This window comes from Arthrobacter sp. JCM 19049 (genome assembly GCF_001310435.1).
The window spans coordinates 1-3,071 of record NZ_BAXF01000256.1; the positions used below are offsets into that span (position 1 = coordinate 1).

1 protein-coding gene and 1 pseudogene are annotated in these 3,071 nt (G+C 66.6%); one reads left to right on the forward strand and one right to left on the reverse strand.

The window, feature by feature from the left end; genetic code table 11:
• Nucleotides 1-61 precede the first annotated feature (61 nt).
• Nucleotides 62-2,583: pseudogene (locus tag JCM19049_RS10520) on the reverse strand (DEAD/DEAH box helicase).
• A gap of 75 nt (nt 2,584-2,658) precedes the next feature.
• Between JCM19049_RS10520 and JCM19049_RS10525 the strand changes: the two are divergent.
• A partial coding sequence (locus tag JCM19049_RS10525; protein WP_279402954.1) for a methyltransferase domain-containing protein occupies nt 2,659-3,071 on the forward strand: 413 nt, incomplete at its 3' end.

A 3,071-nucleotide genomic window follows, 5' to 3' on the forward strand; every position in this document is an offset into this window, starting at 1 on the left:
CAACCGGGTTGAGCCGGGCGGAGGAACTTCGGATCCTGGGCGTTCCCGGGCCCGGGCCGCGCTAGTCCAGGCGCCCCACCGAGGTCACCGTGACCACCGGGTGACCGGCCTCGTCGGACTCGTCCAGCGAGATGGTGGCGTTGATGCCCCAGTCGTGGTTCTGCTGCGGGTCGGCGAAGATCTGGCGCACCTGCCAGATGCGGTTGGGTTTCTCGGTGACCAGGAACAGCTTCGGGCTGCGGGCGCCGGGCCCGTCGTCGATGTCCTCGTGCTCCTCGAAGTACTGGTCCATCACCTCGGCCCAGGCGTCGGCGTCGAACCCGTTGTGCCCGTCCAGCTCGCCCAGCGCCGCCTCCTGCTCGTCGGCGAACAGCTTGACCCTGCGGAACATCTCGTTGCGCACCATGACCCGGAACGCGCGCATGTTGCTGGTCAGATTCTCCGGGGCCGGCGGGGCGATCTCGGTCTCCTCAACCAGCTCACCGCGCGAAAGCTCCTCCCACTCATCGAGCAGCGAGGAGTCGATCTGGCGGATCATCTCGCCCAGCCACTCGATCAGATCCACCAGGTCCTCACGCAGCGCATCCTGCGGCACGCTCTGGCGCAGCGCCTTGTACGCATCGGTCAGGTAGCGCAGCAGCACGCCCTCGGAGCGGGCCAGCTGGTAGTACTGCACGAAGTCGGAGAAGCCCATGGCGCGTTCGTACATGTCGCGCACCACCGACTTCGGGGCGAGCTCGAAGTCGGCCAGCCACGGGGCTCCGGCACGGTACTGTTCGAACGCGGACTCCAGCTGCTCGGCCAGCGGCTGCGGGTAGCTGATGGTGTCCAGGATGTTCATCCGCTGGTCGTATTCGATCCCGTCGGCCTTCATCTGGCGACCGCCTCCCCGCGGGCCTTCTTCTCCTGGGCGGAGAGCACCTGGCGCGGCTTTTCCAGGGTCGCCTCGATCACCGAGACCACGTCCAGCGCGTAGCTGGCCGACTCCGGGTCGAACAGTTCCAGGGCGGCCAGGGCGAACGGGGACAGCGGCTGGTTCAGCGCGAAGTTCTGCTGCAGGTGCACGGTCAGCGCATAGTGGTTGCCGTACTGGTCCGGTTCCGCGTTGCGCACCACCACCGGTGGCCAGCAGTTCGCGCAGGATCCCCAGGCGCGCAGCTTCAGCCGGCGCTGGGCGGCCGGCGGCTCATGGTTTTCGCTCAGCAGCCGGTTCGCGGCCTCGAACGCGTTGTCCTCGCGCTCGAGCAGGTTCAGGATCATCGAGTGCGACACCTGGAAGGAGGAGCGCAGGTTTCCGGGGCGGCGTGCACGATCTTCTCGAACGTCTTCTCACCCCAGCTGACAAAGCCCTGCGGCGGCTTCTTCTTCGGGATCTGGCGCAGCTTCGAGGAACCCTCGCCGTGCTTCTTCACCGCCTTGGCCATGGCCCTGGCGTTCTCGATCGCGTGCTCGGGGGCCTGGACCAGCACGGTGCCGGCGGTGTCGAACCCGGCGCGCCCGGCCCGCCCTGCGATCTGGTGGAATTCGCGGGCGTTCAGCAGCCGGGTGCGGGTCCCGTCGAACTTGGACAGCGCGGTGATCACCACGGTGCGGATCGGCACGTTGATGCCCACCCCCAGGGTGTCGGTGCCGCAGATGACCTTCAGCAGCCCGGCCTGCGCCAGCTGCTCGACCAGGCGGCGGTACTTGGGCAGCATCCCGGCGTGGTGCACCCCGATGCCGTGGCGCACCAGGCGGTTCAGGGTCTTGCCGAACCCGGCGGCGAAGCGGAACCCGCCGATCAGCTGGGCGATCTTCTCCTTCTCCTCACGGGTGGCGACGTTGATGCTCATCAGCGGTGGCGCGGTCGATCGCGTCCAGCTGGGAGAAGTGCACAATGTAGATCGGCACCTGGCGGGTCTTGATCAACTCGTCGACCGCCTCCTGCACCGGGTCCATGGAGTAGTAGAAGTGCAGCGGGATCGGGCGTTCGGTGTGCGCGATGGTGGTGGTCTCCCGCCCGGTGCGTTCGCTCAGTTCACGTTCGAAGCGGGTCACATCGCCCAGGGTGGCGCTCATCAGCAGGAACTGGGACTGGGGCAGCTCGATCAGCGGCACCTGCCAGGCCCAGCCGCGCTGCGGGTCGGCGTAGAAGTGGAACTCGTCCATCACCACCACGCCCACATCGGCGCGCGAACCTTCACGCAGCGCAATGTTGGCCAGGATCTCCGCGGTGCAGCAGATGATCGGCGCATCCGCGTTCACCGCCGAATCCCCGGTGAGCATCCCTACGTTCTCGGCGCCGAAGATCTTGCACAGATCGAAGAACTTCTCCGAAACCAGCGCCTTGATCGGCGCGGTGTAGAAGCTGACCTGGTCGCGGCACATGGCGTAGAAGTGGGCGGCGACCGCCACCAGCGACTTGCCCGAACCGGTCGGGGTGGCCAGGATGACGTTGTTCCCCGCCACCAGGTTCAGGGACGCCTCATCCTGGGCGGGGTAGAGGGTGATTCCGCGGTCGGAAACCCAGCGGCCGAAGGCCTCGTAGATTTCCTCGTCGGAGACGTTGTTCGGGTCTGCCGGCAGCAAGTCAGTGAGCATCATGATGCTTCCAGCCTAACGGTTGCGAACTGTTAACAGACCCTAGTCGTGGCGCAGTGTGCGGCAATAACTTGGGTTATGAAGTGGGAGCCGAGCACATACACCGAATTCGCCGACTACCGGGGACGGCCCTACCTGGATTTGATGGCGCGGGTGGAGCACCTGGCGCCAAAGAAAATCGTGGACCTGGGCTGCGGGCCGGGGAACATGACCAGGCTGCTGGCCGAACGCTGGCCCGAGGCGCTGGTGCTGGGCCTGGACTCTTCCCGGCAGATGATTGACACCGCCCACGCCGGAGACAACCCGCCGAACCTGCGCTTTGAGCTGGCCGACGCCACCTCGTGGCAGGCCGATGACACGATCGACCTGCTGTTCTCCAACGCCATGCTGCAGTGGATCCCCGGGCACCTGCAGCTGCTGCGGGGCTGGCTGCGGCAGCTGGAAAGCGAGGCGGCCATCGCCATCCAGGTGCCGGGCAACTTCGACTCGCC